Below are 22,236 nucleotides of genomic sequence, written 5' to 3' on the forward strand. Positions count from 1 at the left end.
TTTAACCGCAAAATGCTTTCAGCTTATGTTCATATTCAAACGCCTATGATGCCCATAACATCCTCGAACAGGATTATTGGAGCAAACCATGAACAGACTACATCGATGGAATTGGCTAGTGTTAACGGCGGCATTAGTGGCCTTGCCTTTCACTACCACAGCCCAAGCTGCGGGCGTATCTGTGAGCCAAGGCTCGAGCACTGCGGCAAGCCAAGCCGAACTCGAACAAATGCTGGCGCCTATTGCACTGTATCCCGATAGCTTATTGACCCACATACTTATTGCCTCAACTTATCCACTCGAAATCGTGCAGGCACAACGTTGGTTAACCCAGCGCCCCAAATCATCAGTCGATCAACTGATGTCGCAAGCCGAAGACCAAGATTGGGACCCGAGCGTCAAAGCTTTGCTGGCCTTTCCGACGCTGCTGCAAAAAATGAGTGAAGATCTCGACTGGACTCAAAGACTCGGTGAAGCCTTCTTAGAAGATGAAGGCCAAGTGATGAACAGCATTCAATCCCTAAGGCAACAGGCTGATAAAGCGAATAGCTTAGCGGACATGGATAACATGGCGATCACCCGCGCCAACAATCAGATCATCATAGAACCCGCTAAGCGAGAAATCGTCTACGTGCCCTATTATGATCCGCGCGTGGTTTATGGCACATGGCGCTGGGGTGTGGCTTATCCCCCCGTGTATTGGGAATTTGGCGGCTATGCTGGCTATCCCTATCGTCCGAGTCATAACCATTTCTACTGGTCACCTGGCATCCATATTTCCTTTAACTACTTCTTCAGTTCATTCCACTGGCACAACCATAAAGTGGTCGTGATCGACTATCGCCATTCACATCGTTATCGCCCACGTGAAAGATACACGGTCAGCTATGGTGCCCAGCCTTGGAAACATAAACCCGAACATAGACGTGGCGTGAGTTACCACAACCCCGTCGTGAAGCAACGCTATTACAACGAAGACAAGTATCGCGGTAGAGATTCACACTCTAGCGGCAGTAAGCAGCACTTCAATAGTCAATATTCGAAGTCAAAAGAACGCCAAGATACCCATAGCAATCAAAGTAATATGAGTAATCAGGGTCATAAGAGTCGTGACAATAAGGACTATCACAACGCCAGTCGTGAACGTGATAACCGCGCACCGAGTTATCAAAAAACGCAGGCCGAGTTAAAGGAACGTCGATCCGCGACTATGGTACAAACGCCGACTCACAAGGAGCGTAATGACGCGCAATCGAGACCCGTGCAGCCAAAGCCAATGCCATCGAAGGAGCCGCAGCAAAGGCAATATCAAACTCGGGAGTCACAGCCGCGTAATGTCGATCAACAAAGGACGCAGCCACAAAGGCAAGAAAATCCAAGGGCTGCGACCCCAAGAGTTGAAACGCCACGACCTGAGACAAGACGCGCAGAACCGCAACGTATTGAACAACCAAGACAAGCAGCACCAAGACAACGCGAAGAAGTGAGAGTAAGACAAAGTGAGCCACGCCAAAATGCGCAAACCGCTCGCTCGGTAGAACATAACCAAGGTCGCTCAACTCAAAGCCAAGAACGCCGTCATAGAGAATGATCCCGCTATGGCCGCAGTAACACAAAGAGCGCAGTTAACTGCGCTCTTTTTTTTAAATCAGTTATTTTTAAATCACTTAGTTTTAAACCGCTTAAAACTTCAAGGTCAGGGACTGACCTTCACCCATTCCTTGCCACTCGATGCTCAGATCCATAATCTCATTGAGAATATGCTCAAAGTCCGATTGGCTAACGGTTGGAACGGCTAGGTCACGGCTGTTACAGGCTTGCTCTAACAGATAAATAAAGCCGTTATAGGTTGGCGTTTCACCCGACCAGAGTAGTGACTGCAAGGTCTCGACTATGGATTCGGTTTGCCACACTTCCGTTTTATCTGCGATGGCGCGGGAGGTTTCATTATGTTCCAAGGCGAAGCTGATATCGGCGCCAGCTCTGACCTGCGAGAAGAAAGCCCCTTGAATATGCAGGCGTTTTTCAACAACATAATGGATCATATCGTGGGGAGCAATGCCCTGTTCTGGCATTTGGGTTTGGGTCGCACTACCGTCCATGCGCACGCAGCGCAACTGACCATAACGCTGGGTTCCTTTGGTGAAGATGACTTGCATAAAACCATCCTTAGTATTTCGATTAACGCATACATAATGCGAACTCAAGTATAGTCCAACTCTGCGCCAGCATTAGAAAAACAGCAAGACTCTGCCGTTATAAATTACGCTGGATAAAGCGGAAACACTCTTCTGCCGCTAAGGGTTTACTAAAGTAAAACCCTTGCACTAAGTCGCACCCCATGCTCGACAATAATACCAACTGCGCCTCGTTTTCAACCCCTTCGGCCACCACAGTTAACCCCAACTCATGGGACATAGAAATGGTCGCAGCACTGATAGCGGCATCGTTCGGATCGCTTTCAATATCCTTCACAAAGGAGCGGTCGAGCTTCAATCTGTCTAAGGGCAAGAGTTTCAAATAGGATAACGAGGAATAACCCGTGCCGAAATCATCAATCGCAAGTTCGATACCATGCTGGCGCAATTCCGCTAACAGGCGCGCATTCTGCTCCGGATATTGCATTGCCACACTCTCGGTGATTTCGAGCTCCAATGCACCTTTGCCTAACTGATGCTTTAAAAGCACATTGGTGATATCGGCGACAATGCTATCTTTGCGGAGTTGATGCGCCGACAGATTCACCGCCATTCGCAGCTCGGTCGCACCCGCAGCGCGCCAAGCGGCAAGCTGCGCCATCGCGGTTTCTAACACCCATTGGCCGATAGGAATGATCATGTCAATCTCTTCAGCAATGGGAATAAAGCGGTCTGGCGCTACCATGCCAAATTCGGGATGTTGCCAGCGCACTAAGGCTTCGACACTGACCACTTGCCCAGTGCGGATATCAATTTGTGGCTGATAATGCAGTCGTAATTCATCGTTAGCGAGCACTTGCCTCAGGCCCGTTTCAATTTGCTGGCGCTCGGTGATCAAGGTATTCATCGCCGCAGTAAAGAATTGATAGTTGTTGCGCCCCGCAGCCTTGGCGCGGTACATGGCCATATCGGCGTTTTTCATCAAGGCTTCAACACTGTCGCCGTCGGTCGGGAATAAACTGATGCCTATACTCGGTGATGAATGTAATGCTTGATTGTTAATAACATAGGTTTGACTCAAACCACTGCGCAGCGCCTCGGCTAAACTGGCCACCTCATCATGGTTCGTATCAGATAAGGCAACCACAAACTCATCACCACCTAGACGTGCCACAGTGTCAGTATCACCAACGATGTTTTTCAAACGTCGGGCAACCTCTAGCAGCAGTTGATCGCCCACATGATGGCCCAAGGTGTCGTTGATATTTTTAAAGTGGTCCATGTCGATAAACATCACGGCAATTTGGCTGTCGGATGCCAGCGCCTCCCTGAAAACCACTTCGAGGCGCGACTGTAAGCTGAGTCGATTAGGCAGTAAGGTCAAAGAATCATGGTGGGCGAGGAAATGAATCCGTTGTTCACTGACTTTACGCTCGCTGATATCGGTAAAGCTGCCGATGTAATGGCTCACGGCACCTGCATCATCGCGCACCACAGACATCATCAACCATTTGGGGAAATCGTAACCATGCTTATGCCTGCCCCAAACTTCGCCTTGCCAGAATCCCGTTTGTTCTAGGGCGGCACGCACTTGAGGGTCGATATTTTTGTCGGTACGCTCGGCCTCTAAAAAGCGGCAGTTTTTACCAATGATTTCTTCTCGTGAATAGCCGGTTATCTGAGAAAACGCAGTATTCACATCCACAATAATGTCGTTGGCATCCATAATAGTGATGCCTTCACCACTCTGCTGGAACACCTGCGCCAATAGATTTACCCGCGCAACGGTGCGCTCCTGCTCGGTAATATCTTCAACGATAAAGAGAATAAGCTGTTCACCATCGGCACCTGTGACTAACGCACCATTGAGACGCACCGCCACTAATTGACCATTCTTATTCAAATAATGCTTCTGATAAGGGCCATAACGACGCGTTTGCTTTAGATGTTCTAATTGCTCAGTTTCACTTAATTGGTAACGCTTTGGTGTGAGCTCCCAAGGGTCAAGCTCATTTAACTCAGCGAGTGTGTAACCCGTGATCGCTTCGAATGCGGGGTTGATCGCCACAAACTGACTATCGTCTAAACGTTTAAGCACATGCCCTACAGGCGCCTTATCAAACAAGTTACGATATCTTTGCTCGCTTTCGACTAAAGTGGCCTGAAAAGCTTGACGACGGGCAATTTCCTTCGATAAGGCCATGGTTTTTTCAGTCACTTTCTCGGCAATACGTTGGCGCTCGCCGGAGGAAACCAGCGTCATACCACCCACAACAGCACAGGTGATAAAGGCGAGGAGCAGCATAAGTAGCGATAAGCTAAAAGTATCGCCCATCAGCACCGCATAGGATTGATAAATCACTATGTGCCAATGCCGATCTGCAAGCTGCAGGTTTGCTTGAAAATACTGGCCGGTTTTATCGCTAAATAGCTTGCTGCTAAATGCGGGAAATGACTTCTGGGTATTGCTGTAAAGCAATGCACCGCCCGCACTCATGTCGGAGAGTTTCCACTGCAATCCCTTTACGCTCTCAACATCATTAATAATGCTTTGCAAATCAATCACAGCTGAACAAAATCCTGAGATTTTACCCAGCCGATCGAACGAGGGCGCTAGAAGCAAGGTGCCACCTGGGCCATTGGGATCTTGAGCTAATTGGATCTTCGCCGTCATCACAGGCGCTAAGGTCGCGCGCACTTTGGCAATGGCAGCGGCTCGTATTGGTTCACTATTGAGATCTAATCCCAATGCCGCTTCATTACCTATGAGTGGCTGAATATACATCACTGGCACTAACCAGCCATCGGCATTAGCTTGCCAGCCTTGAGGCCGCGTGACTTTGTAGGGAGCGCCAATGGCTGAGCGGGTCGATGCCTCAAAACTGGGCAGATCGGCAGCCGCCACTAACGGCGACCAAGACCAAGCTCTAAAGCCATCTTGCTGCAGCATGTTACGTTTGCCAAACTGCACAAACTCATCCTCAGAAACCTGCTCGCTATTATCGAACAAGCTCGCTAAGGCGATGATTTGCTGCAGATTAGCCTCTTGAAAACTTTCAATATTACTAATCACGGCATTGGATTGGATCTGAAACTTATCCTGCAACTGTTGGCGCTGGTTCATATCCGAGTAGTAATAAATCCCCACGCAGAATAAAAAGCCCACCAGCAGGGGAACACCCGTCTGAATGCGGCGAGCACGCCAGATAGCTCGCTTATCAAATAACAACATAGTCAAAGGGATAAAGATCACGGCGCCGAGCAAATCCCCCGTCCACCAATTCACTAAACTCCCCAATAAATCAGATGGTGGAATCGTACCATTGATCACTAAGGCACTGTTGCCAAAAACGGTCGCCACAATACAAGTCAAGGCTAAGCTCAAGCAGGATTTAATAACGGTATTAGGATTATCTAAGGTGAATAAATGATCGACTCGCCCAAGAACATGGGCTGAAAGCACAGCCTGTATACAAGACCCAATCGAGATAGCAAAGGGTAACCAGCCCCAATGGATATGCCCGCCAATATTGATGTTAATCAGCAGGGAACCAATAAACACGCCAACCCAAGGGACATACTCTTTCCATAGGATACAAGCAGCAATGGCAATCCCTGCGGCAGGCCAAATCGCCGCAGAATATCCAGGCGGCACAGCAATCATCAAGCCTAATTTACCTACAATGATGTAAGCTAAGGCGATGAAAATGTTTACCTTAAGGTATGGGGTAATTGACTTTATGTGTAATCCTTTAAACTGCCATAGTTACAATATTCAGAATCATAATGCCCTACTCGTTAACGCAATCTCAAGTAGATATCTGGGCAGTGATAAAATCACAGTCTAATAGTCGTTTTACCTAATGTAAATAGCGTAAATGACTGACACAATAATTGTTTTAACTTGATGTTTTTATTTGAGATGCCCAGCTAAAATCCATTCCACGACACTTAACTCGCATCAAAAATCAGCATGCAAAAATGTGCGGCGCGCAAGGGTAAATAGCAGTGTCATTCGTATGCGACAAAAGCGACTGTTGGCTAAAACCCACATGCTAATAGGGGCATTAATCCACGCCATACCGTCGCCAATACATCAACTTTAGCCAAAACGAATAAATGAAGCGCCTCACACATTTTTATTTTATGAGAACCAAATCAGTTAAATTTCGGTTAATTTTGTAAATTTATTGATTTTATTTGGTTTTAATTAAGGTTTTTTTAACGCTTAGGCCCTTTTACCGCGGGGATCCGCTTTCATTCAATAGCCGCTTCTTGGTATCCTCCTGCCGCATAAAAAAGTTGCATGCTGAATATTTTTTGTTCTGCCAACTGACTCCCTTTCCCGTTCAACCGGACCCGTTAATTGAAATTAGCTCTTAGCCAATTCATTGCTGAAAGATTGAACCTGATTATTCGGTTTTCAACCTTTAGCATGACAAACCTAACCCTGTTTTTCGGGTTATTGTTTGTGCTGCCTGTAGCTGACGTTTTGTACGTATTGATCGGCGGTTGTGTCGATATTAGTGAACTCATCAGCCTCAGCAATGGCTTTTTGGTCGAGTTTATCGGCGCTAGTCTGCTCAGCCTGTTATTGCTCAACCCCCTCGTTATTCTGCAGTTATGGCATTTAATCGACTGCTGCTTCAAATTTTTCAATAATCTCGATTTAACTAACGCTTCACTTTTTTTAGCACCCCCAAGGCTAAAATCCCTCGAACATACCGCCCACGGTTGTCGCGCCCCACCATTTTAACCCTCTGTTTTTAAATTCAAATTAAGCATTAAGCGCTGAAAGCTGATCTTCGATTTCGTCGGGATGGCGGCACATTTTTGTGTCATTCCTCTTGGGTCTCAGGATTTGCGCTCAGATAACGCCGCTTAGTGCGACTGCCGGTTCACGCTTGGCAGAGTTGTAAACCTTAGGGTTAGAGGAATCTTCCTTTGTTAATTCGAAAATTAAGTAAAGCGGCAATCGCGGCAGTAGCATTCATGCTCGCGGGTTGTGATGGCGGTGTGTTGGACCCTAAGGGCCAAATCGGTATCGATGAAAAACACCTGATTATCGTCGCCACCCTACTCATGCTCATTGTTGTTATCCCTGTGATTGCCATGACATTGTACTTCGCGTGGAAATATCGCGATGGCCGTGATCAAGAAATCTATGCGCCTAAATGGGCACACTCAACGGCGATTGAAACCGTCGTGTGGATAGTGCCGATTGTGATCGTAATAGTGCTAGGTGTGATCACTTGGGGTTCGACCCATGATCTTGATCCATATAAGCCTTTAGTGCACGAAGCTAAACCCGTCACGGTTGAAGTGGTGTCGCTGGACTGGAAATGGTTATTCATTTACCCAGAACAAGGCGTGGCATCGGTCAATGAGTTGGCGTTCCCAGCCAATGTGCCGGTGAACTTTAAGATCACCTCTGACACTGCGATGAACTCCTTCTTCATCCCGCAGTTAGGCAGCCAGATTTACTCTATGGCGGGCATGACTACTAAATTGCATTTGATCGCTAACGAGCCAGGCACCTTCGATGGTATCTCGGCTAACTACAGCGGCGCCGGATTTGCGGGCATGAAGTTTAAAGCGATTGCCACTCAGACACCTGCCGACTTCGATGCATGGGTTGCCAAGTTAAAACAACAGGGCAAGACATTGGACTCAGCGGCCTACGCCACACTGGCTAAACCGAGTGAATACAATCCGGTTGAATACTTTGGCTCAGTGAGCAAAGGGATGTTTGACCAAATCGTGATGCAATACATGCACATGGACTCACATGACGGCATGAAAGGTCACGAAGGAATGGACATGCACGCAGGCATGGAACCTATGGGCACTGAGCACACATCTGACATGGCAGACATGAAAGGTATGCACGACATGGCACATATGGCAGGCGAGCACGCGATGGAAAATACACAGAACATGGCCGACATGGATAGCTCAACACCTTCTGTACCGTCATCAACACAGGACTCATCCACAGAACCTTTATCCTTAGAGCACTCATCCACTCAACAAGTGGAGGCGGAGTAATCATGTCATTTCTCGGTAAATTAAGCTTAGATGCGATTCCGTATCACGAGCCTATCATCATGGTGACCTTAGCGGTCGTCGCAGTGGTAGGTTTGTATATCGCAGCCTTGATCACTAAACACAAAAAATGGAGCGTACTTTGGAACGACTGGTTAACCTCAGTTGACCATAAACGCCTCGGTATCATGTACATAGTGTTAGCTTTGGTGATGCTCATTCGTGGCTTCTCCGATGCCATTATGATGCGTACCCAGCAAGCACTCGCCACCAACGGCGCCGCAGGTTATCTGCCGCCTGAACATTACGACCAAATCTTCACCGCCCACGGCGTGATCATGATTATCTTTATGGCGATGCCATTTATGATAGGTCTGATGAACTTAGTGTTGCCGCTGCAAATTGGTGCTCGCGACGTTGCCTTCCCATTCTTGAACAACCTCAGCTTCTGGCTTACCGCCTCTGGCGCTGTGTTGATCAATATTTCATTGGGTTTAGGTGAATTTGCTAAGACAGGTTGGGTGGCGTATCCACCCCTCTCAGAGCTGGCTTACAGTCCGGGGGTTGGGGTCGATTACTATATCTGGGCACTGCAGATTTCGGGCATAGGGACGACCTTAACCGGGGTGAACTTTATCGCCACCGTACTGAAGATGCGTGCCCCAGGCATGAAGCTGATGCAAATGCCAATCTTCACTTGGACTTGTACGTGGGCGAACATATTGATCGTCGCGTCATTCCCAATCTTAACCGCTGTGTTAGCCCTGCTGACACTCGACCGTTACATGGATTTCCACTTCTTCACCAATGACGGTGGCGGTAACGCCATGATGTATATCAACCTGTTTTGGGCGTGGGGACATCCTGAAGTTTACATCCTGATTTTGCCTGCTTTTGGTATTTTCTCCGATGTGATCTCAACCTTTACCTCTAAACGTCTGTTCGGTTACACCTCTATGGTGTGGGCGAGTGGTGCGATTTCAATTCTAGGTTTCATCGTTTGGTTACACCACTTCTTCACCATGGGCTCAAGTGCCAACGTCAACGCCTTCTTCGGGGTTATGACTATGGTGATCGCGGTTCCAACCGGGGTAAAACTGTTTAACTGGTTGTTCACTATCTACCGTGGCCGCCTACGTTTAACGGTACCTGTGTTGTGGACGCTGGGCTTTATGGTGACTTTCACCATAGGCGGTATGACAGGGGTGTTATTAGCCTTACCGGGTGCCGACTACGTTCTACATAACAGTTTGTTTTTAATCGCACATTTCCATAACACTATTATTGGTGGTGCGGTATTTGGTTACTTAGCAGGTTTTGCTTACTGGTTCCCGAAAGCGACAGGTTTCCACTTGAATGAGCGTTTAGGTAAAGCGTCATTCTGGTGCTGGCAAATCGGTTTCTATGTGGCCTTTATGCCGCTGTACGTACTGGGCTTTATGGGTATGACACGCCGTATCAACCACATTGATAACCCAGCGTGGAACGTGTGGATCTACTTAGCCGCCGTGGGTGCTTGCATCATCATGGTCGGTATCATTCTGCAGTTTATCCAACTGTACGTGAGTATCCGTGACCGCGACCAAAACCGCGACACCACAGGCGATCCATGGAATGGCCATACTTTAGAGTGGTCAACCGCTTCTCCACCACAGTTCTATAACTTCGCTAAGCTGCCACAGGTTGCTGATATCGATGCCTTTACCGATGCGAAAGAAAAAGGCGTGGCTTATCAACGTCAAAAACACTACCAAGCTATCCATATGCCGAAAAATACCCCAAGCGGTATCTTAATGGCGCTGGGGATCACTGCCGCTGGTTTTGCCGCTATTTGGCACATCCTGTGGTTAGCCATTGTGGGTTTAGTGGGCGCTTTCGTGGTGTTCCTGTTCCGTGCTTATAACAATGACGTCGACTATTACGTGCAACCCGATGAAGTGGCTCGCATTGAAAATGCCCACTTAAACAATGTAGTAAGGGGCTGATATGAGTATTGCAATCCCAGCAGATTTAGAAGTAGCTCACGCAGAAGATCACCACGAACACCATGACACGAGTGGCAACACTCTGTTTGGTTTTTGGATTTACCTGATGACCGACTGCATTTTGTTTGCCTCGGTTTTCGCAACCTATGCTGTGCTCTACATGAACACGGACGGTGGCGTTTCGGGTAAAGACATTTTCGAATTGGACTTTGTGCTGATTGAAACTGCCGCCCTGCTCGTTAGTAGTATTACCTATGGCATGGCGCTGATTTTTGCTAAGCGCCACAACAAAGCTGCAACCCTCACTTGGTTAGCCATTACCTTTGCACTGGGTTGTGTGTTTATCGGGATGGAAGTCTATGAATTCCATCACCTGATTGAACACGGCAATGGCCCACAGCGTAGCGCTTTCCTGTCGTCCTTCTTCACCCTTGTCGGTATGCACGGCTTGCACGTGACCGCAGGTCTGATTTGGATGGCGATCATGATGATTGAAGTGGCGAAAACTGGTTTAGGTAATCGCAGCATCACCCGCCTGAGCTGCTTAAGCTTGTTCTGGCATTTCCTCGACATAGTGTGGATTTGTGTATTCACGGTTGTGTATTTATTGGGAGCACTTTAATGAGCGCACATAGTCATACTCATAAGCCTAGCCATGGCACTGACGATCTGGCCGCGAGCATTAAGTCATATCTAATGGGCTTTGTGCTGTCAGTGGTATTAACCGCCATTCCGTTTTGGGCCGTAATGACCCATCACTTCGAGAAAGCGACCACCCTTAGCTTAGTGCTAGTGATGGCGATAGTGCAGATAGTGGTACATCTAAAGTACTTCTTGCACTTAGATTTCTCGAAAGAAGGCAAAGTAAATACCTTCTCCTTCCTGTTTACCGCCCTGATTATTGTCATGGTAGTCGGCTTGTCGGTATGGATCATACTCGAAGCCAACGCTTTGATGATGTAACGAGAAACAGTCTATGCAAATACAAGACAGATTTATGTCACCGCAATGGAAAGCACGCTTCAAAGGGTATGTGCAGGTTACTAAGCCTGGCATCATTTTCGGGAATCTGATTTCCGTTGCTGGCGGTTTTTTATTAGCCGCCAAAGGCGACGTAAATTTGGTCTTGATGCTGGCGAGCTTAGTGGGATTGTCCTTGGTCGTAGCCTCGGGCTGCGCAATCAATAACTGTATTGACCGTGATATCGACGCCAAGATGCAGCGAACCTGCAAACGCGTGACCGTCACGGGCGAAATTGCCGTGGGTAACGTACTCGCGTTTGGACTCGCCTTAGGCGTGTTGGGCTTTAGCATCTTAGCCTTGTTTACCAATGCATTAGCCCTGCTATTTGCCGTTATTGGTTACATCGTTTATGTGGGGGTTTATAGCCTCTACATGAAACGTAACTCAGTGTATGGCACTTTAGTTGGCAGCTTCTCGGGCGCAGTACCGCCCGTGGTTGGCTATTGCAGTGTGACAGGGCAAATGGACATGGGCGCGGCTATTTTGCTGTTGATGTTCAGTCTATGGCAGATGCCACATTCTTACGCCATCGCGATTTTCCGTTTTAATGACTATGCGGCAGCCAATATTCCTGTTCTACCGGTTGCAGAAGGCATGACCAAAGCAAAACTGCATATCGTGCTTTATATTGCCGTGTTCGCCTTAGTCAGTGCACTGTTGCCACTCGCGGGTTACACAGGTATCGCCTTTATGGCGGTCACCTGCGCCACCAGCCTGTGGTGGCTTGCCATGGCATTAAAAGGTTATCGCCACGGCGTCGACATGCAACGCTGGGCTCGCCAAGTGTTTGGTTTTTCAATCATCACTATTACGGCGCTCAGTGTGACTATGGCGCTCGACTTCCAAGTCGTGAGTCAGGCGCCACTGCTCACCTTAGTGAAGTAAATCCTAAGCTTTCAGCTAGTTGTCTAGTCCTGAAATAAGTTGATAATACAAAAGCGCTAACCTAAATTAGCGCTTTTTTCCACCTTAAAACAGCCCCTGATATATCACTTCTAAGTGAACATCATTCGCCACCACATGCCTGGCAGGCTAGTAAAGCCAGTCGTGTAGTGTTTTAACTCGCCATCTTTAAAGATCATAATGGTTGGCGTCGCCTGCAATGACCAATCACGGGCAATCTTGCTGTCACTATCGTTAATAGTGTCAAAGCCATAATCCTGATGCTGCAGATATTTTCTCAGTTTCTCATCCTCACCCGAACTCATGGCAACCGTCACCACGGGGTAATAGGCCGACATTTGATTGACCGCTGGGCTGACAAAATTACACACAGGACACCAAGTGCCCCAGAAGTACACCAATACCGCCTGATCTTGGCTGAGCGTGGCAATATCAAGCATCTCCCCAGCCAAGGTCGTCCCTTGTAGCTGCGGCAAATTATCCCGTGGGATATCTTTGCCACGCCAGATGTCCATCACGCTGGTCACGATAATGACAATGAGCAGCAAAAGTGCCAGCTGCTTAATCCAGCCCAATATGCGTTTAGGTAAAGATATCGAAACTTGTTCGGCGCTCATATTTTCAGTTTCCTTTGGCTGCATCTTAACTGCTCTTCTGCGTCTTATCTTTAGCGGCAATCGCGGCTTCAAGCTGCTCTTTTAACACTTCGTAAGGCACTAGTCCGGGAATAAGCGTATCGGCCACTATCATACTTGGCGTGCCACCTATGCCTAACTCATTCATTAAATTAACATTATCATCGACCATTTTAGCGACGCGCTCATCTGTGTTGCCGACCCAGCGCTCGGTTGCCGTCAATTTAGCGACCTTAGCGATGGCGGCGGCATCGAGTCCACGCGGGCTCGACATCAACATATCCTTCACCTTGAGATACTTTTCAGGCTCGTTTAACCAAACCGTTTGGGCAAAATCGACCGCCATTTTGGAGCCTTCGCCCTGCAGCGGCACCATTTTGACTATGATTTTTAACTGCGGAAATTCTTCAATCAGCTGGTTCAGCGAAGGCTCGATTTTCTTGCAGTATGGGCAGTTAAAATCGGTGAAGTACACCATCTCAATCTCAGGTGTCGCAGCGCCCTTCCACGGATCGCTTTTGGTCTCATACATGGCTTTATGATGAGTCACAAGACTGGTTTGCATGGCTGTATTTGCCCCCTCTTGCTCCCTTGCTTGCCACGCAATAATCGCCTCTCTCATTAGGTCAGGATCATTGATCAAGGCATCTTTAAGAATCGCTCGCACCTCTTGTTGCTGCGCCGCCGATAAACTGCTGTCCTTGGCATAGGCCATGGTGCTCACCGAAGGCAAGGAAACCACCAGCATTGCCATGACGACACCCGAGACAGCAAACATCTGCAACTTGCGATGTTTGAATAAAGAGCTAAATTTCGACATCTTAGTGCCTCCGATGACTTGAGTATTCTGCATTGATTCAGTGATGTTTTGTGCTTCAATTGTCTGTTTCATAATCGATTTCCATTGTTTCAGGTCAGGGGCTTCCTGACCTGAGTATTTGTTGAGTGCCACTCGGCGAGCTACCGTACGAGATTGGCTAGTGATATTGCCGAGTGAACGGCTGGTCGTTAACGTTATTTCCCTGTCGCTACAGATGACTTTTCAGGGGACGCTGAAGCCTGCTCAATCGCAGCAAGCACAAGATCAGTCGATAGAATTTCCGGTAACTCAATCCCTTGCGGCGCACCAGGGCCGTAAACCACGTTGAATGGCACTCCGAAACGATTATGGCTTTGCAGGTAATAAGTAATGGGCTCAGAAGGCGTGGTCCAATCGCCCTTCATCGGCAAAATATGCGGCTGTTGCAACAGGCTATAGACTGGATCTTGCAAGATCACGCCAACTTTATTGGCCTTACAGGTGATACACCAATCGGCCGTCACATCGACAAACACAGTTTTTCCTTGGACCACCTGCTGATTAATCAATGCTTGATCCAATGGCGTCCAAGCAAGATCCGCAGGTAAAGGTTTAGCCCACTGGCTCGCCGTCATAAATGCGATAATCGCCGACAGTAAAATGCCGATACCTAAGCAGCTCACGATGGCAATCGCGCCATACTTTTTAGCCATAAACACCATAAATATCAGTGTAATGACACCCGCTAACGGCCACAGGTAGAGCACATCAATAAAGCTGGCCAACAGGCTAATCAGCCACAGACTGGTGATGAGCAACATGCCGGAGAAAAACACTTTGACTGTATTCATCCAGCGACCGGGTTTGGGGAAATAACCCGCCACTTGCGGAAATGCCGCCACAATCAACCAAGGGAACGCCATACCCACGGCCAACGCGGTAAAGATGGCAAACAGGCTAAGTACATCGGCGCCCAAGGCGAAGGCGACTGCAGTACCCAAAAATGGTGCACTGCACGGTGTCGCCAGCAGCGTCGCAAACATGCCCTGTAAAAAATGGCCGCTGTTATTATTGCCGCCCGTTGTCGCCAACTTGGTTTGCACGTTAGAGGGTAAGTTGATCTCAAACACACCTAACATATTGAAGGCAAAAACTGTGGTCACCAGCGCCATAAAGCCGATAAACCAAGGGTTTTGGAACTGCACACCCCAACCAATCGCTTGACCCGTGAGCTTAAGCATTAAGATAAAGCCAGCCAGTAACCAGAATGAGGCCAATATCCCCAGCGCTGATGCGATGAACTGTTGGCGGATTTGATTACGCTTCAGATCAGGCGCAGCTACCACTGAACTGAGCTTCATGCCGAGAACGGGTAACACGCAGGGCATGACGTTTAAGATCAAACCACCGATAAGCGCTAACAAAATCATGCCAAATATCGAGGTACTTGCTTGGGTAATCACCACAGGCTTAACTTCGGCGCTGTATTCCAACGCTCGCTCGCTATCGGCGACAGTCATGTTCAGCGATTTACCCAAAACTTCAGGCTCGCCCAGCCAACTTTTACCGCTGAAAATACCGACCAATTGCTTGCCGTTAGCATCACTTTCGCTTGGCTTTAAGCTCACTAGCTTGAATGTGGTATCTGGCTCGCCATCGATAATCACTGTGGGTTGCTGCCAGTTGGCATCATTGAGTCTGACTTCAAGTTGACCTTTGGCGGCATCCCAACCCATTGTCATGGCAGGATTCTGGCCCTCTTGGGACAACACTTTTTGTGGCACAAGCGACACGGCCTTGTTGTAGGCCAACATGGCATCGGTATCTGCTTGCAGCGCATTGGGCGTGAAGTCGAGACTAATCTGATAATCCGTCAGTACACAGATAGTGGTACAGGTCGACAAGGTCACTTTGCCGCGCAGCTGGGTTGGTGCAGCGATATCATCGACTTTTAGGGTTAATGGGAAGGTGGTATTTCCTTTGTAACCAAAGGTTTGTAATCCCAATAATGAGAATTCCTCTGGCGCTGGCCACCTCCAATCTACTTGCTGTAGATTGTGTGAGCCATCCCATTTGATGGTAGGCGCGATACCGCCTTCCCCAGGGCTACGCCAATAGGTTTTCCAATCACCCTCAAGTTGTACTTCAAGCACAGCGGGCAAAGTATTCGTTGTGGGATCAACTTCGCCCGTCAGCATAAAACGTACTTTGGCTGGCGGGTGATTATCGTTAACTAACCACCCCGTCGATGCGGCCAATAGTGACGGACTCGTCACTATCAAGGCGAGTATCCAGAATCTGGTTAACATGGATTTTAATGTACTCATTTTGTCCCCATTGGCATGAACTGTTCGTTATGCCCTGTAAATGCTTGCTTTACTGCTTAACTCTGCCCCCGTTACAAAGGGCGTGATGGCTTAAGAAAAATCAGTGTGGTAGCAGGCTTAATTCAAGAAATTTGATCTGAGATAGGATGTGTAAAAGCGGACGTTCTGCAGCTGGGTAATGGTCCTTTCAACCGGTAAACGGGTAAGAAAAGCCAACGATCGAGCTAGAGAATGGGCGCCAGAATAAACTCACCTATCAGTTTGATAAGTAAATTATTTCTATTCTTGAAAGCGACAGAGAGTGAGATGTATTCGCCTAGGTTTAGCTTGATAACCTTGTATGGGTAACAGTGTTATTACGCGGGAGGCGCGGGGAAGTAACGGAAGTAGGAACAACAGGATAAGAAATGGAATGGAACTCGGTGCATCGATGCAGGTTCGGATCGATTTCTCAGACAATTCACATTTTTTAGGCTCGCTTTTGACCAGCTCAGTACCCGCCGCTTGGGCATCGACGTGACTAGCCATATTGCTTGAAGCTGAGCTGCTGTTTAAAGCTGAACTCGAGTTTAAAACTGAGTTGGCGTTAAAACCAGCACCAGAAAAAGACGTAGCCGACATCGCTTGCGCGCTCGACTCCTTGAGCAACAAGTTAAGTATTCCACTGTTTTGAGTCAAACAGAACAAGGTCAGAATGGTAAACACCATCACGCCCCATAAGTTGCCTGTTTTCTTAGTCAATAACGTAAAAATTTGGATTTCTCTTCGTCTTATTCTTTGATAATAAAGATAAAAAATGAGTGTCTTTCAACATATAGCTGCAGATAAGACCGGCGGATTGTAACAATAGTTCATCAACAAGCAAATTATTTTGGCTTGCCTGAAAAATAGATACAGACAAAGCTTATGCTGAAAACCCACCATCAATCATCAAACTCGCACCAGTGATGTAGCCCGCTTCTGGACCCGCGATAAAGGCGACAAAACTGGCAATCTCTTCGGCTTTACCATAACGACCCAGAGCACCCATCGCCTTAACGGGCTCAGATGAATCACCGTTATCAGGGTTCATATCGGTATCCACAGGTCCTGGCTGAATATTGTTCACCGTAATGGCACGTGGGCCTAAATCCCGCGCTAATCCTTTGGCCAAACCGACTAAGGCAGATTTACTCATGCCGTAAATCGCACCACCTACAAACGGAATACGCTCAGCGTTGGTGCTACCGATATTGATGATGCGGCCGCCATCATTCATGTGCAGCGCAGCTTCTTGACTGGCCACAAACACACTGCGCACATTAGTGTTAACAGTTCGTTCCCAGTCTTCTAACGTCAGGTTCTCGATGCTATCCCAAATCAACGTGCCCGCATTATTGACGACTATGTCCAAACCTCCGAAAAGCGCTTTGGTCTCGCGGATGGCACGACGGATCGCTTCTGGATCAGTACTGTCAGCCTTAATGGCAACGGCTTGACCACCCTGCGATATAACTTCATCCACCAGCAATTGTGACTGCGCCTCAGAAGACACATAGGTAAAGGCAACCGCGGCGCCGTCACTCGCTAAACGCTTAACGATGGCAGCACCGATACCACGGCTACCACCTTGTACAAAAGCCACTTTACCTTGCAGATTATTCGACGATTTCATAGTTAGCTCACTCAATAGGAATAAAAAATTCATGGTATAGAAAACGTTACTTATCAATCATAAATTAGCCATTGACCAGTTATTAACGCTCATTTTCATACTGTGGTAGTAGCTTACGCGATTCACTTGCCATGATTAAGTCACTAAAATGACCATCACTAAGTCCTTCAAGGAATTAATTACTGTGATAAATAATCAATTTGTTGAGATACGCCATTTCGTCACAGTTGCACAGCTCGGCAGTTATACCTTAGCGGCGCAGGCGTTAGGCATGACAGGTTCGGCGCTCAGTAAAAGCATAGTGCGATTAGAAACCCGCTTAGGCACTAAACTTTTACACCGCACCACAAGGCGTGTGAGCTTAACCAATGATGGCGATTCGTACCTCAAAGACTGCCAAAATGCTATGGCAATCCTAGACAATGCACAAAGCCGACTCGGCAGCGAACAGCAAATTCCCTCAGGTCGAGTGCGAGTGGATTTACCCGTCACGTTTGGGCGGCGATATATACTGCCAACCCTATTATCACTATCGCAAAAATATCCCAAGCTCGAGTTATCTATCACCTTCAACGATAGAACGACCGACTTATTCAGTGACGGCATTGATTTGGCAGTGCGTGTCGGACAACTCGGCGACACTGTGGATTTAGTCGCCCGTAGATTAGGGGAACAACGCCGAGTGATCTGCGCATCTCCTGCCTATTTTGCTCGACTTGGCACGCCACAAGACAAAGCAGATCTCAGCCAGCACCAATGCATTGTTGGCTGGCCGCTCGGGCAGCAACATCGCTGGTTACTTAAAAATGAGGATGGGATCATCGAGGCCTATGACATTCCAGTACGCCACGAAATCGCTGATTGCGAAGCCATTTTAGCGGCCACACTGGCGGGAGTGGGTTTAGCGCAAGTGCCGATATGGTTGGTTGAGGACTATCTTAAAACCGGTGAACTCATCTCGGTACTGGACGAACTCGCCAGTGACGACACGCCTATCCACCTGATTTGGCTTAAAACCCCTTACCTCCAACCCAAGCTACGGGTGATCATCGAAGAACTGCTGGAACTAGCCAAAACGCCAAAAAGCAGATTTAAGGCAGAATAAGTGAAAGGCCTCGACTGAGCGCGACCTTTCACTTTGGGACTAACGGTTATTTGCTTTGATGTATGGATTGATCATAGCGAGTGATCGCTTTGCTGAGCGCGTCAATATCCGCCGAACACAAATACCGCTTTAAGCTTTCAAACTTTTCGGCAGGCCAATCGTAGATTTTTAACGCCAGTAACTCAGTAATGACGTCTTTATCAAACCGATACTTGATTAATTTCGCAGGTGATCCCGCCACAATACTGTAGGGTTCGATATTTTGAGTGACGACACTATTTGCGGCAACAACCGCACCTTCACCTATCGTCACCCCAGGCATCAACATACATCTCATGCCTAACCAAGCCCCATCACCAATATGAGTATCGCCTTTGCCTACATAGGCCTCCTCGATGAAATCCATAAAGGGATATAAACAAAACCAATCCGCTCTATGCGTATGATTTCCGCCCATTAAGATTACAACTTCGGCGGCGATACACACATAGTTCCCGATATAAAGTTTATCGATAGGCCACTTAGGCTCCCACTCACGGCTCACTTCATCACCATGAAGATATCTCACTGCGGATCCCTCAAAGCCAGCATCCCAGCAATCACTGTAATAGCTATGTTGGCCTTTGACTATGATATTGGGATTGGTGACCACCTCATGCAATAACTGAACTTTTGACCAATGCTTGTTCTGCATTGTAAATCCTCTTTATAAACAAAATAATAAATATAAGACATGATGTTATGAGAAGTTTCACATTAGAATAGTCAGTGAATACGCGGTTGTTTTAGCAGAGGAATGAGTTTCATATAAAAGTCATAAGTGGGTATCAAAAAGAAAATAGCCCATAAAGCTGAAATATCGACATGAGCTATGCCAGCCGACATGTTAACCACCATAGCCCGCCGCTGCAAAGCTATGATGGTTAGTTAAGTCACACGTTTAGACAATGACTTGAGGGTGAAAAACATTTTGATCGTAAAAATATTCCACTTTTTTGCCGCGCAATAAAATCTAATCAATCATATTTACCTTTATATAAATCTTGAACCATTGTTTGATATAGCCCTGATTTCTGTATTTTTTCAAAGCCAGAATCATACTTTTCGACAAGAGCTTCGACATTAGGGTAATTTTTAGAAAACATGAGGAAGGAGAAATTTTCATCATACGCTAAAGGGTGTATTTGAATTTTAGCTTGTTCTTCAGCAGATAAATCGCGTATCAGTTTCAGCCCCACGGCTTCATTTACAATGAACGCGTCAAAACGTTTAGCAAGTAGCATCTTGATTCCCTGTGGGTATTCGTTTAACTCTTGAACTTTAACTCCTATCTCAGTCAATGCGTTAACATAGTAATCGGCTCGGTTGCTCCCGATAGTAAATTGTTTAAGATCACTCATAATCTTCCAGTCAAACTGACTATCAACTCGTTCAATAAATACGCTGCGAGAAACGATTATCGGTTTCTTACTGAACAGATATTGGGCTTTACGATCTTCTTGAATGGACCAACCGGGTGACGCGAGAAAATACCCATTACCGGTTTCGACTTCAATACGAGCCCAAGGTTTGAACTCGAATTTTGCGGTAATTCCTTCCTGCTCAAAAGCGATTGTGACCACATCGTTTAAAAAACCTAATCCTTTCAATTTAGCGCCAGCATACGGAGACCATTCTCCGCTACCGATAAGAACATCTTGGTTTGCAGCCGCAACAAAGGCACTCATAGTTAAAATCAGGAACAGCAGAAACTTACTCATCAATTTCTCCTAAAATATTCCAACTTTCTTTTTATTCACTTAGAAACTAAGTCAAACCACCAGCAAGCTAAACCTAACAAGATGTTTTTATATCATTAATGAATCACCATATTTTTCAAAAAGATAATCGGTAGTCCTATAGAGATAAGGCTCAAGTTTAGTTGAGCCAGTCAAAAACACAAAAAGATAGGCGAATCCTTTTGCTCGAAAGTCGCATAAAACAGGATTACAGCTTATTTCCACCATGATTATCGCTATGCATAAGCAGGTAATCTCATGGGCGTAATGACACAAAACTTGACCTATCAAATGATAATCAATATCATTACAGCATTATTAATATTCTTGCCTATACCGTATGACGTCGGTCAATATTTCTTCTCCTATCAATAACCTATATAGAGATAACCAGTTTTGGCTACGCGGCTGGCTATACTCACGCGTGGGTTGTTCAGAAACAGCGGCCGACCTAGCCCAAGATACATTTCTACGTTTGTTAAAAACCGGAAATTTACCGCCTTCAGGCGAATCGCGGCGTTTTTTAACCCGCATTGCCAAAGGATTGATGATTGACGCTTATCGTCGGCAGAAGATTGAAGAAGCCTACCTAGAAAGTTTGAGCTTGATGCCAGAAACATTCATTCCTGGGCCAGAAATCCATCATGTCATCATTGAAACACTCGCTGAAATTGCCGTTATGCTCGATAACTTGCCGGATAATGTGCGCTTGACGCTGTTACTGCGCCAGATAGAGGGTTTAAGCTATGCCGACATTGCTAAGCAACTATCAGTTTCTGTTTCATCGGTAGAAAAGTACGTTGCGCGAGGCTTAGCGGCCTGCTGCCTCGCGCTGGAATCCTATTAGTCATGCCTGCCAATCAATCCGGGGCCGAGAATATCGGGCAGGAAAACAACTGCGATGCCATTGAAGCTGCTGCTGGCTGGATGGCACGTCTGTTGGCGGATGACGCTACCGAGCAGGATAGTATTAACTGCCAACAATGGCGTGACCAAAGCTCACTTCACGAACAAGCATGGCAACGCATGTGCCAGATCACTGGCAAGTTCGCCTCCTTACCTAAGGGTACAGGCATCCAAGTGCTTGAAAAAGTTAGCCAGTCCGTCGTATCACGTCGGCGTTTCCTCAATGTTTTAGCGCTGGCAGGGATTGGCGTCACCGCGACTTGGCTTGGCGCGTCACAGACTCGACTTGGCCGGAGTCTGCAGGCTCAATACCGCACCGGCGCAAACGAAACTCGCACCTTTACTCTTGAAGATGGCACCCGCTTAACACTAAACATAGATACTGCAGTGGATGTGGATTTCTCCGCCGAGAAACGGCAAATACAACTCCATCAAGGAGAGATCTTGATCAAAACGGGTCATGAATCTCCCCGTCGCCAATTCTTAGTCACCACTCACTTTGGCCAACTAATCGCGTTAGGTACTGAGTTCTGCATCCGCCAATACGAATACTATGCCCGTGTAGCCGTAATCGACGGCGCAGTAGAAGCTTATGCTGCCAGTGGTGGTAAGCCACAACGAGTGGATGCAGGCCAACAAACTCGATTTGATAAGACAATGATTGCGCCTCCTAAACCGCTACAAAACGCAGCGATAAGTTGGCGTCATGGCAAGCTAGTGGCAGAAGGGATGCGGGTAGCGGATTTTATCGAGGAGATCGGCCGCTATCGACCCGGCTTCACGCTATACGATAGTGCCGTGGCCAATTTGACCATCAGCGGCGTATTTTCTCTGCAAGATACCGACCTTGCCCTACAAAGCCTTGCAAGCAGCCTGTCAGTAGAACTGCAATATCGCACCGCTTACTGGGTCAAAGTGATCCCAGCCCGCTAAAACC

At 47.3% G+C, this 22,236-nt stretch carries 19 protein-coding genes; 10 read left to right on the top strand and 9 right to left on the bottom strand.

Annotated features, from left to right (window positions below; translation table 11 throughout):
* The first annotated feature begins 88 nt into the window (after positions 1 to 88).
* Positions 89 to 1,591, top strand: coding sequence for a DUF3300 domain-containing protein (locus DYH48_RS20805; protein ID WP_115335819.1), 1,503 nt, complete (start codon positions 89 to 91; stop codon positions 1,589 to 1,591).
* 91 nt (positions 1,592 to 1,682) lie between these two features.
* Here DYH48_RS20805 and DYH48_RS20810 read toward each other — a convergent pair whose 3' ends face one another.
* Both DYH48_RS20810 and DYH48_RS20815 read right to left on the bottom strand, forming a co-directional pair.
* Positions 1,683 to 2,159, bottom strand: a complete 477-nt coding sequence (locus DYH48_RS20810) for a hypothetical protein (protein WP_012090576.1) — start codon at positions 2,157 to 2,159, stop codon at positions 1,683 to 1,685.
* A 97-nt stretch (positions 2,160 to 2,256) separates the two neighbouring features.
* Entirely contained in the window at positions 2,257 to 5,880 is a 3,624-nt protein-coding gene (locus DYH48_RS20815) for a bifunctional diguanylate cyclase/phosphodiesterase (RefSeq protein ID WP_115335820.1), read from the bottom strand.
* A 624-nt stretch (positions 5,881 to 6,504) separates the two neighbouring features.
* On the opposite strand from DYH48_RS20815, the gene DYH48_RS20820 reads away from it, so the two are divergent.
* From DYH48_RS20820 to cyoE, 6 genes are all read left to right on the top strand, one after another.
* Entirely contained in the window at positions 6,505 to 6,894 is a 390-nt protein-coding gene (locus DYH48_RS20820; RefSeq protein ID WP_006079495.1) for a hypothetical protein, read from the top strand.
* Positions 6,895 to 7,082: 188 nt separating this feature from the next.
* On the top strand, positions 7,083 to 8,186 hold the full coding sequence (gene cyoA, locus DYH48_RS20825) for a ubiquinol oxidase subunit II (RefSeq protein ID WP_115335821.1): 1,104 nt from the start codon (positions 7,083 to 7,085) through the stop codon (positions 8,184 to 8,186).
* Positions 8,187 to 8,188: 2 nt separating this feature from the next.
* A complete protein-coding gene (gene cyoB, locus DYH48_RS20830; protein WP_006079491.1) occupies positions 8,189 to 10,168 on the top strand; it encodes a cytochrome o ubiquinol oxidase subunit I in 1,980 nt (659 codons plus the stop codon).
* Between the two features lies 1 nt (position 10,169).
* Positions 10,170 to 10,790: a cytochrome o ubiquinol oxidase subunit III gene (cyoC, locus tag DYH48_RS20835; protein WP_006084646.1), complete on the top strand. Its 621-nt coding sequence runs from the start codon at positions 10,170 to 10,172 to the stop codon at positions 10,788 to 10,790.
* Positions 10,790 to 11,131 (top strand): cytochrome o ubiquinol oxidase subunit IV, encoded by a 342-nt coding sequence (gene cyoD / locus DYH48_RS20840; protein ID WP_006084647.1) that lies wholly within the window; start codon positions 10,790 to 10,792, stop codon positions 11,129 to 11,131. The genes cyoC and cyoD overlap by 1 nt, the downstream gene beginning before the upstream one ends.
* Positions 11,132 to 11,144: 13 nt before the next feature.
* Positions 11,145 to 12,077, top strand: a complete 933-nt coding sequence (gene cyoE / locus DYH48_RS20845; RefSeq protein WP_006079488.1) for a heme o synthase — start codon at positions 11,145 to 11,147, stop codon at positions 12,075 to 12,077.
* A 110-nt stretch (positions 12,078 to 12,187) separates the two neighbouring features.
* Here cyoE and DYH48_RS20850 read toward each other — a convergent pair whose 3' ends face one another.
* From DYH48_RS20850 to DYH48_RS20870, 5 genes are all read right to left on the bottom strand, one after another.
* Positions 12,188 to 12,712, bottom strand: a complete 525-nt coding sequence (locus DYH48_RS20850; RefSeq protein WP_014620499.1) for a protein disulfide oxidoreductase — start codon at positions 12,710 to 12,712, stop codon at positions 12,188 to 12,190.
* A gap of 25 nt (positions 12,713 to 12,737) precedes the next feature.
* Positions 12,738 to 13,622 carry a DsbA family protein gene (locus tag DYH48_RS20855; RefSeq protein WP_115335822.1) on the bottom strand — a complete coding sequence of 295 codons (885 nt, stop codon included), beginning with the start codon at positions 13,620 to 13,622 and terminating at the stop codon, positions 12,738 to 12,740.
* A 122-nt stretch (positions 13,623 to 13,744) separates the two neighbouring features.
* Positions 13,745 to 15,856, bottom strand: a complete 2,112-nt coding sequence (locus tag DYH48_RS20860; RefSeq protein WP_115335823.1) for a protein-disulfide reductase DsbD family protein — start codon at positions 15,854 to 15,856, stop codon at positions 13,745 to 13,747.
* Positions 15,857 to 16,135: 279 nt separating this feature from the next.
* The gene (locus DYH48_RS24145; protein ID WP_037390930.1) at positions 16,136 to 16,564 is read right to left on the bottom strand and encodes a hypothetical protein; all 429 of its coding nucleotides are present in this window, start codon (positions 16,562 to 16,564) and stop codon (positions 16,136 to 16,138) included.
* Positions 16,565 to 16,760: 196 nt separating this feature from the next.
* The gene (locus tag DYH48_RS20870) at positions 16,761 to 17,510 is read right to left on the bottom strand and encodes a 3-oxoacyl-ACP reductase family protein (protein ID WP_115335824.1); all 750 of its coding nucleotides are present in this window, start codon (positions 17,508 to 17,510) and stop codon (positions 16,761 to 16,763) included.
* A gap of 184 nt (positions 17,511 to 17,694) precedes the next feature.
* On the opposite strand from DYH48_RS20870, the gene DYH48_RS20875 reads away from it, so the two are divergent.
* The gene (locus tag DYH48_RS20875) at positions 17,695 to 18,615 is read left to right on the top strand and encodes a LysR family transcriptional regulator (protein WP_115335825.1); all 921 of its coding nucleotides are present in this window, start codon (positions 17,695 to 17,697) and stop codon (positions 18,613 to 18,615) included.
* A 46-nt stretch (positions 18,616 to 18,661) separates the two neighbouring features.
* On the opposite strand, the gene DYH48_RS20880 is transcribed toward DYH48_RS20875, so the two are convergent.
* A complete protein-coding gene (locus tag DYH48_RS20880; protein WP_014620493.1) occupies positions 18,662 to 19,309 on the bottom strand; it encodes a CatB-related O-acetyltransferase in 648 nt (215 codons plus the stop codon).
* Positions 19,310 to 19,631: 322 nt separating this feature from the next.
* Positions 19,632 to 20,375 (bottom strand): substrate-binding periplasmic protein, encoded by a 744-nt coding sequence (locus DYH48_RS20885; protein WP_115335826.1) that lies wholly within the window; start codon positions 20,373 to 20,375, stop codon positions 19,632 to 19,634.
* Between the two features lie 358 nt (positions 20,376 to 20,733).
* On the opposite strand from DYH48_RS20885, the gene DYH48_RS20890 reads away from it, so the two are divergent.
* Positions 20,734 to 21,240 (top strand): sigma-70 family RNA polymerase sigma factor, encoded by a 507-nt coding sequence (locus DYH48_RS20890; RefSeq protein WP_012090589.1) that lies wholly within the window; start codon positions 20,734 to 20,736, stop codon positions 21,238 to 21,240.
* Positions 21,241 to 21,242: 2 nt separating this feature from the next.
* The gene (locus DYH48_RS20895; RefSeq protein ID WP_115335827.1) at positions 21,243 to 22,232 is read left to right on the top strand and encodes a FecR domain-containing protein; all 990 of its coding nucleotides are present in this window, start codon (positions 21,243 to 21,245) and stop codon (positions 22,230 to 22,232) included.
* Positions 22,233 to 22,236 lie beyond the last annotated feature (4 nt).

This window comes from Shewanella baltica, assembly GCF_900456975.1.
Lineage (GTDB): Bacteria > Pseudomonadota > Gammaproteobacteria > Enterobacterales > Shewanellaceae > Shewanella > Shewanella baltica.

Coding starts and splice junctions, on each gene's coding strand:
- DYH48_RS20895 (WP_115335827.1), top strand. CDS start 21,243: ATGCCTGCCAATCAATCCGGGGCCGAGAATATCGGGCAGGAAAACAAC.
- DYH48_RS20810 (WP_012090576.1), bottom strand. CDS start 2,159: ATGCAAGTCATCTTCACCAAAGGAACCCAGCGTTATGGTCAGTTGCGC.
- cyoE (WP_006079488.1), top strand. CDS start 11,145: ATGCAAATACAAGACAGATTTATGTCACCGCAATGGAAAGCACGCTTC.
- DYH48_RS20855 (WP_115335822.1), bottom strand. CDS start 13,622: ATGAAACAGACAATTGAAGCACAAAACATCACTGAATCAATGCAGAAT.
- DYH48_RS20860 (WP_115335823.1), bottom strand. CDS start 15,856: ATGAGTACATTAAAATCCATGTTAACCAGATTCTGGATACTCGCCTTG.
- DYH48_RS20870 (WP_115335824.1), bottom strand. CDS start 17,510: ATGAAATCGTCGAATAATCTGCAAGGTAAAGTGGCTTTTGTACAAGGT.
- cyoC (WP_006084646.1), top strand. CDS start 10,170: ATGAGTATTGCAATCCCAGCAGATTTAGAAGTAGCTCACGCAGAAGAT.
- DYH48_RS20805 (WP_115335819.1), top strand. CDS start 89: ATGAACAGACTACATCGATGGAATTGGCTAGTGTTAACGGCGGCATTA.
- DYH48_RS20885 (WP_115335826.1), bottom strand. CDS start 20,375: ATGAGTAAGTTTCTGCTGTTCCTGATTTTAACTATGAGTGCCTTTGTT.
- cyoB (WP_006079491.1), top strand. CDS start 8,189: ATGTCATTTCTCGGTAAATTAAGCTTAGATGCGATTCCGTATCACGAG.
- DYH48_RS20880 (WP_014620493.1), bottom strand. CDS start 19,309: ATGCAGAACAAGCATTGGTCAAAAGTTCAGTTATTGCATGAGGTGGTC.
- DYH48_RS24145 (WP_037390930.1), bottom strand. CDS start 16,564: ATGGTGTTTACCATTCTGACCTTGTTCTGTTTGACTCAAAACAGTGGA.
- cyoD (WP_006084647.1), top strand. CDS start 10,790: ATGAGCGCACATAGTCATACTCATAAGCCTAGCCATGGCACTGACGAT.
- DYH48_RS20850 (WP_014620499.1), bottom strand. CDS start 12,712: ATGAGCGCCGAACAAGTTTCGATATCTTTACCTAAACGCATATTGGGC.
- DYH48_RS20890 (WP_012090589.1), top strand. CDS start 20,734: ATGACGTCGGTCAATATTTCTTCTCCTATCAATAACCTATATAGAGAT.